The 7320-nt window shown below is 74.6% G+C and carries 5 protein-coding genes and 1 pseudogene; 3 read left to right on the forward strand and 3 right to left on the reverse strand.

Going from position 1 to position 7320, the window contains the following annotated elements; translation table 11 throughout:
* From D8M29_RS06880 to D8M29_RS06890, 3 genes and pseudogenes are all read left to right on the forward strand, one after another.
* Nucleotides 1–338: pseudogene (locus D8M29_RS06880) on the forward strand (metallophosphoesterase); the annotation flags it as partial.
* Nucleotides 339–379: 41 nt separating this feature from the next.
* On the forward strand, nt 380–2218 hold the full coding sequence (locus tag D8M29_RS06885) for an ABC transporter ATP-binding protein (RefSeq protein ID WP_127445865.1): 1839 nt from the start codon (nt 380–382) through the stop codon (nt 2216–2218).
* Complete coding sequence (locus D8M29_RS06890) at nt 2215–4080, forward strand: ABC transporter ATP-binding protein (RefSeq protein WP_036338250.1); 1866 nt, start codon at nt 2215–2217, stop codon at nt 4078–4080. The genes D8M29_RS06885 and D8M29_RS06890 overlap by 4 nt, the downstream gene beginning before the upstream one ends.
* A 39-nt stretch (nt 4081–4119) precedes the next feature.
* Here D8M29_RS06890 and D8M29_RS06895 read toward each other — a convergent pair whose 3' ends face one another.
* The 3 genes from D8M29_RS06895 to purD all read right to left on the reverse strand — a co-directional run.
* Nucleotides 4120–5175, reverse strand: coding sequence for a hypothetical protein (locus D8M29_RS06895; RefSeq protein ID WP_127435252.1), 1056 nt, complete (start codon nt 5173–5175; stop codon nt 4120–4122).
* 173 nt (nt 5176–5348) lie between these two features.
* Nucleotides 5349–6296: a phosphoribosylaminoimidazolesuccinocarboxamide synthase gene (locus D8M29_RS06900; RefSeq protein WP_122054582.1), complete on the reverse strand. Its 948-nt coding sequence runs from the start codon at nt 6294–6296 to the stop codon at nt 5349–5351.
* On the reverse strand, nt 6293–7320 hold a 1028-nt coding region (gene purD, locus D8M29_RS06905), incomplete at its 5' end, for a phosphoribosylamine--glycine ligase (protein ID WP_127445866.1). The genes purD and D8M29_RS06900, both read right to left, overlap by 4 nt.

The raw sequence follows: 7320 nt of genomic DNA on the forward strand, positions 1-7320 counted from the left end.
ACGAGAACGCCGGGCGGCCCGGTGACGACGGGCGGTTCCGGCTGGGCGTCACCCACGCCCCGTACCGCCGCGTGCTGGACGCCATGACCGCCGACGGCGCCGACCTGCTGCTCGCCGGCCACACCCACGGCGGGCAGGTGTGCGTGCCGTTCCTCGGGGCACTCGTCACCAACTGCGACCTGCCCCGCCGCCTGGCCTCCGGGGTCTCGACGTGGACGGCCGCGGGGCGGACCGTCCCCCTCGAGGTGTCGGCCGGCCTGGGGACCGCGCCGTCCGCGCCCGTGCGGTTCGCGTGCCGGCCCGAGGCCGTGGTGCTGGACCTGGTCCCACGGGGCTGAGCCGCCTGTCCCGTCCGAGGCCGCGGGTACAGTGGGGCCCCGTGACCCGCGCCACCTCTCCCGCCGCCTCGTCCCTGCGTGACGCCCTGGGCGGGATCGCACCGTACCTCGAGGGCGTGCGGGCGCGCTGGGTGCTCGGGCTCGCCTCGGCCATGGCGGCGGGTCTCGTGGCCCTGGCCATCCCGCAGGTCATCCACCTGCTCGTGGACACCGTGTTCACGGAGACCGTGCTCGCCCGGCCCTCCTCCCCCGACTCCCGCGCAGACGTGTGGCGGGCCGCCGGCCTGCTCACCGTGCTCGGCCTCGCCGAGGCCGCGTTCATCGGCCTGCGCCGGTACTTCATCCTCCCGCCGGCCGCCGGGGTGGAGAACCGGGCGCGCATCGCCCTGTTCGAACGGCTCCAGCGCCTGCCGGTGGCGTTCCATGACGCGTGGCCCTCGGGGCAGCTGCTCTCCCGGGCCCAGGGCGACCTCTCGCTGTTGCGGCGGTGGATCGCGTTCGGCTCGGTCATGCTCGTGGTGGACGTGGTGACCATCACCGTCGGCCTCGTCCTGCTGTTCCTGCTGTCCTGGCAGCTGGCCCTGCTCTACCTCGCCGCGGCCGTGCCGATCATGTGGGCGTCGTTCGGGTTCCGCAACGACTTCCGCGCCGCGTCCCGGCTCTCCCAGGACCAGGCCGGGGACCTCACCACGTCCGTCGAGGAGTCGGTGCACGGCATCCGCGTCCTCAAGGCGTTCGGCCGCGGCGCGCACGCCCTCGACGGCTTCCGCGGGCGCGCCCGCACGCTGCAGGGCACCGAGGTGCACAAGGCGTCCGTGCTGGCCCGGTTCATCGCCCTGATCGTGGCCCTGCCGGAGACGGTGCTGGGCCTGGGCCTCGCCCTGGGCCTGTGGCTCGTGGCGACCGGGGAGCTGACGGTGGGCGCGCTCGCCGCCTACTTCGCCACCGCGGCCGTGCTGGCCGGCCCGGTCGAGTCCGTGGGCCAGCTGATGGGCATGACGCTCTCGGCCCGCACGGCGATCGACCGCCACGTGGACGTGCTCGCCACGCCCGTGGACATCGCCTCGCCCACCGGGGAGGCCGCCGTCGTGCCCCCGGCCACCGGCGCGCTCGCGTTCCACGGGGTGCGCTTCCGCTGGCCGGACGCGGACCCGGAGCGCGGGGAGCGCGACCTGCTCGACGGCGTCGACCTCGAGCTGGTGCCCGGCGAGACGATGGCCCTGGTCGGCGCGACCGGCGCCGGCAAGTCGACGCTGTTGCAGCTGGTCCCCCGGCTGCTCGACGTCACGGCGGGCTCCGTCTGCGTGGACGGGGTGGACGTGCGCCGGATGCCGCTCGGGGAGCTGCGCCGGCGGGTGTCCGTGGCGTTCGAGGACGCCACGCTGTTCTCCGCGACCATCCGGCAGAACGTGCTGCTCGGCGCCCCGGCGGACGTGCTCGCGGACGGCCTCCACTCCCCCGCGGCGGACGCCCTGCTCGACCTCGCGCTCGAGACCGCGCAGGCGGGCTTCGTGGCGGACCTGGCGGACGGCGTCGAGACCGAGATCGGCGAGGAGGGCCTCAGCCTCTCCGGCGGACAGCGCCAGCGGATCGCCCTCGCCCGCGCGATCGCGGCGCGCCCGGACGTGCTCGTGCTGGACGACCCCCTCTCCGCCCTCGACGTGCGCACCGAGGAGACCGTGACCGCGCGCCTGCGCGAGGTCCTCGACGGGACGACCACCCTGATCGTGGCGCATCGTCCCTCCACCGTGGCCCTGGCGGACCGGGTCGCGGTGCTGGCGGACGGGCGGATCGAGGACGTGGGGACGCACCCCGAACTGCTGGCCCGCAGCGCCGTGTACCGGCACATCATCTCGAGCCGACCGGAGGAGCAGGCATGAGCGCCGCCGACGTGAGCCGCGTGCGCGGCGTGGGGGCCGAAGAGGACCTCGACTACACCCGCGCGGAGCGCCGCCACATCCGGCGCCGGTCCTTCCGGCTGCTCGGCGAGCTCGCGCGGCCGGTCCGGGGGACGCTGCTGGTCACCGTGGTCTTCGTGCTCGTGTCCAACGCGGCGCGGGCGGCCGGGCCGCTGATCATCGCCTGGGCGATCGACGCGGAGCTGCCGCGCGTCGTCGAGGCCGTGCGGGCCGGCGAGTCCGTCTGGCCCATCCTCGTCCCCGTGGGCGGGGCGTACGTGGCGGCGGCCCTCGTCTCCGGGGGCCTGCTGGGGGCGTACACGTGGCTCACCGCGCGGGCCAGCCAGGCCATGCTGCTCAGCCTGCGGCTGCGCGTGTTCCGGCACACGCAGCGGCTGAGCCTCGGGTTCCACGAGCGGTACACGTCCGGGCGGGTGATCTCGCGGCAGACCTCGGACCTGGAGGCGCTGCGGGAGCTGCTGGACCAGGGCGTGTCCTCGCTCGTGTCCGGGCTGATGTTCATGTCGTTCACCGCGGCGTCCATCCTGCTGCTGGACCCGCCGTCGTTCCTCGTGCTGCTGGGCGCGGCCGTGCCGGTGGCGATCGTGACGCGCTGGTACCAGGTGCGGTCCGAGGAGGCGTACCGGCGGTCGCGGGTGTCCTCGGCACGGTCGATCGTGCACTTCGTGGAGACCATGACCGGCATCCGCGCGGTCCAGGCCTTCCGGCGGGAACGGGACAACGACGCGCGGTACCGCGACTTGGCCACGGCCTACCGGGACGACATGGTGGCCACGCTCAACCTGTTCGGCATCCTGCAGCCGGTGCTCGTGGCGACGGGCAACCTCACGGTAGCGGCGCTGCTCGTGACCGGGGGCCTGCGCGTGCTCGACGGCGACCTCGAGGTGGGGGTGCTCGTGGCGCTCCTGCTGGCCGGACGGCGCGTGTTCCAGCCCATGGAGATGGTGGCGATGTTCTACTCGTCGCTGCAGTCCGCGACGGCGGCGCTCGAGAAGGTCTCCGGCCTGCTCGAGGAGGAGCCCACCGTGGTGGAGGCCGCCGAGCCCACGCCGCTGCCCGGGGCCGACGCTCCGGGGACGGGCGTGGCGTCCGGGCGGGTGGAGTTCCGGGACGCGGTGTTCAGCTACGGACCGGACCGGGTGGTGCTGCCGGAGTTCGACCTCGTGATCCCGGCCGGGCAGACCGTGGCCGTGGTGGGCCAGACGGGTGCGGGCAAGTCGACGCTGGCCAAGCTCATCGCCCGGTTCTACGACGTCTCTGCCGGCTCGCTGACGCTGGACGGGGTGGAGCTGCGCGAGCTCAGCCAGGCGGATCTGCGGCGCAACGTGGTGATGGTGACCCAGGAGGCGTTCCTGTTCTCCGGGTCGATCGCGGAGAACATCGCCCTCGGCCGGCCCGACGCCACCGAGGCCGAGATCCAGGCGGCCGCCCGGGCGGTGGGGGCGCACGACTTCATCCTGGGGCTGCCCGAGGGCTACGCGACCGACGTCGCCAAGCGCGGCGGGCGGCTGAGCGCGGGACAGCGGCAGCTCGTGTCGTTCGCGCGGGCGTTCCTCGCGGACCCCGCCGTGCTGATCCTGGACGAGGCGACGTCGTCGCTGGACCTGCCGAGCGAGCGTCTCGTGCAGGCCGGGCTGGAGCGGCTGTTGGGGAACCGGACGGCACTGATCATCGCCCACCGGCTCAGCACCGTCGAGACCGCCGACCGGGTGCTCGTGATGCACGACGGCCGGATCGTCGAGGACGGCAGCCCCGCCGAGCTGGTGGCGGCCGACGGCCGGTTCGCGGCGCTACACCGGGCCTGGGAGGACTCGCTCGCCTGATGGGCCCCGGGCCGGGCACTTTCGAACGTGAGAGAGGGCCTATCCCACGTTCGAAAGTGCCCATTCGCCCGATTTCACGTTCGAAAGTCCTGCGGCGGGGGCGGGAGCGGAGATGGTGGAGGTCGCCCGCGCGGCCCGGTCGTGGCGGACGACGGCGGCCACCACGGTCCGGAAGTCCTCGGCCAGGTCGGCGCCCATCACCGTGATGGACAGGTGGCCGGCCTCCTGCCAGAGACGGTCCCGCCGTGCGTCGCGTCGCTGCTGCTCCGGCGTGCGATGGTGGCCGCCGTCGTAGTGGAGGGCCACGCGGGACCGTTCAACCACCATGTCCGCGTCGGTCCGCTCCCCCTCCGGTGAGACCAGCTGCGCCTGCAGGCGCGGCTCGGGGAGGCCGGCGTCGAGGAGCGCCAGCCGCAGTCGCGTCTCCGGAGGCGAGTCCGCCCCCACCCGGATCAGCGCCAGCGCGGCCCGAGCCACCCGCACGCCCTTGAACCGGCCCGCCCGCTCCAGCGCCGCGGAGAGCCGCGACGCCGTCGTACGCGGCGGGAGTCGGGACCCGTCCACCCACGGACGGTTCACGAGCGCGTCCCCCGCGACGACGGCGTCCGCCATCTGATCCGGCCGCAGCAGGGAGCAGAGGTCCACCCACGTCCGCTCGAGCGAGGTGACCGGGACCCCGTGCACCTCCACGCGGTCCTCGGCCGGCACCGTGCGTCCGTGGCAGGCGACGCCCGCGCGCCCCGTCCGACCCGTGCGGTGCGGCCGGCTCACGTGCACCCGTGTGTCCTCCTCGGCCCACCACGGCAGGACGAGCCCGTGCAGCCGCGCCGCCGTCAGATGCGAGGCGACCCCACGGGTCAGAGCCACCACGACAGCGGCCTCCTCCGGCGGCAGGGCCGCCACGGGGCGGGGGTATCCGAGCGCGGCCCACGACCCCGGCACGTCGACGACCGCGCGGTGTGCCCCGTGGGTGACCTGGCGCAGGTCGAGGCTGCGCAGCCGGTCGGAGGAGAGGGAGAGGCGGTCCAGGGCTTCGCGCCGGGTGAAGACGCGGCCGGCGAGGGCTGGCGGAAGGGGTGCGGGGCGGCGTGGCATGCGGTCAGGATGCGGGCGCCGTCGTCGTGGGCGGGCGTCCGACCCCCTCCTGTGCGGGGCCGGGCCCCTGTGCAGGAGCCGCCCCGCCCCGCCCCGGACTTTCGAACGTGAAATCGGGCGAATGGGGACTTTCGAACGTGAGAGAGGGCCTATCTCACGTTCGAAAGTGCGGGTCAGGCGTCGAAGGGGCGGCCCGTGAGGCGCTCGTACGCCTCCACGTAGCGGTCGCGGGTCTTGGCCACGACGTCGGCGGGCAGCGCCGGCGGGGCCTCCCCGCTGGTCTTGTCCCAGCCGGAGTCGGGGCCCGTGAGCCAGTCGCGGACGAACTGCTTGTCGAAGCTCGCCTGGGGGCGGCCGGGCTCGTAGTCCTCGGCGTCCCAGAACCGGGAGGAGTCCGGGGTGAGGACCTCGTCGCCCAGCACCACCTGGCCGGTGGCCGGGTCCACACCGAACTCGACCTTCGTGTCCGCCAGGATGATGCCGGCCTCGCGGGCGATCGCCTCGGCGCGGGCGTACAGGTCCAGGGTGAGGAACCGCAGGCGCTCGGCGGCCTCGGTGCCCACGCGCTCGACCATCTGCTCGAACGTGATGTTCTCGTCGTGCTCGCCGACCTCGGCCTTCGCGGACGGCGTGAAGATCGGCGGGTCGACCCGCGAGCCGTCCACGAGCCCGGCGGGCAGCGGCAGGCCGGCCACCGTGCCCGACGCGCGGTACTCGGCCAGGCCGGACCCTGTCAGGTAGCCGCGGGCGATGCACTCCACGGGGAACATGTCCAGGCGCTTGACGACCATCGCCCGCCCGGCCACGGCCGCGGGCACGTCCGTGCCCACCACATGGTGCTCGACCGGCTCGGCGTGGGCCCCGTTGTAGCCCTCGGCCAGCTTCTCGAACCACCACAGGGTCAGCCGGGTGAGGATGGTGCCCTTGTCCGGGATCGGCGGCTCCAGCACGTGGTCGTAGGCGCTGATCCGGTCGGAGGCCACCACGAGCAGCGTCGCGGACCGTCCCGGCTCGGCGTCGGCGGGCTCGTACAGGTCCCGCACCTTGCCCGAGTAGACGTGCCGCCAGCCCGGCAGCCAGAGGGCCTCGGCCCCCGTGAACCCCACGCGCTCCCCGCTCACTTCGCTCCCCCCGTCCCGGGCACGGTGATCTCGCCGCGCTCGGCCTTGAGTCCGATGTCCGTGCGCCACTGGGCCCCGTCGAACCGGATCCGCTCGACGCCCGCGTAGGCGCGCTCACGCGCCTGGGCCAGGTCCGCCCCGCGCCCGACGACGGCCAGCACCCGGCCGCCCGCCGTCACCACGTCCTCACCGGACGCCGCGGTGCCGGCGTGGATCACGTGCACGCCCTCGAGGGCGGCCGCGTCGGCCAGCCCGGTGATCACGTCGCCCGTCGAGGAGGAGGCCGGGTAGCCGGCCGAGGCCATGACCACGTCCACGGCGACGTCGTCGCTCCACTCGAGCCGACGGTCCGCGCCGAGCCGGCCGGCCGCGGCGTCGGCGAGCAGCCCGCCCAGGGGTGTCTCGAGGCGGGCGAGCACGGCCTGGGTCTCGGGGTCGCCGAAGCGCACGTTGAACTCGATGACCTCCACGCCCTTGGCGGTCACGGCCAGGCCACAGAACAACACGCCCGTGAACGGGGTGCCGCGGCGGGCCATCTCGGCGAGCACGGGGCGGGCCACCCGGTCCATGACCTCGTCCGTGAAGCCCTCGGGCAGCCACGGCAGCGGCGTGTACGCGCCCATGCCGCCGGTGTTGGGGCCGGCGTCGCCGTCGTGGATGCGCTTGAAGTCCTGCGCGGGGGTGAGGGCGACGGCGTCCTCGCCGTCGCAGATCACGAAGAGGGATACCTCGGGGCCGTCCAGGAAGTCCTCGATCACCACGGTGCCGCCGGCGGCGAAGCAGGCCTCGGCGTGGGCGAGGGCCTCGGCGCGGTCGGAGGTGACCACGACGCCCTTGCCCGCGGCCAGGCCGTCGTCCTTGACGACGTGCGGGGCGCCGAACTCATCGAGGGCGGCGGCGGCCTCCGCGGCGGTGGTGCACACGCGGGAGCCGGCGGTGGGCACGCCCGCGGCGGCCATGACCTCCTTGGCGAAGGCCTTGGACGCCTCGAGCTGCGCGGCCGCCTGCGAGGGGCCGAACACGG

Source organism: Micrococcus sp. HSID17227, from assembly GCF_003989405.1.
GTDB classification, from domain to species: domain Bacteria; phylum Actinomycetota; class Actinomycetes; order Actinomycetales; family Micrococcaceae; genus Micrococcus; species Micrococcus luteus.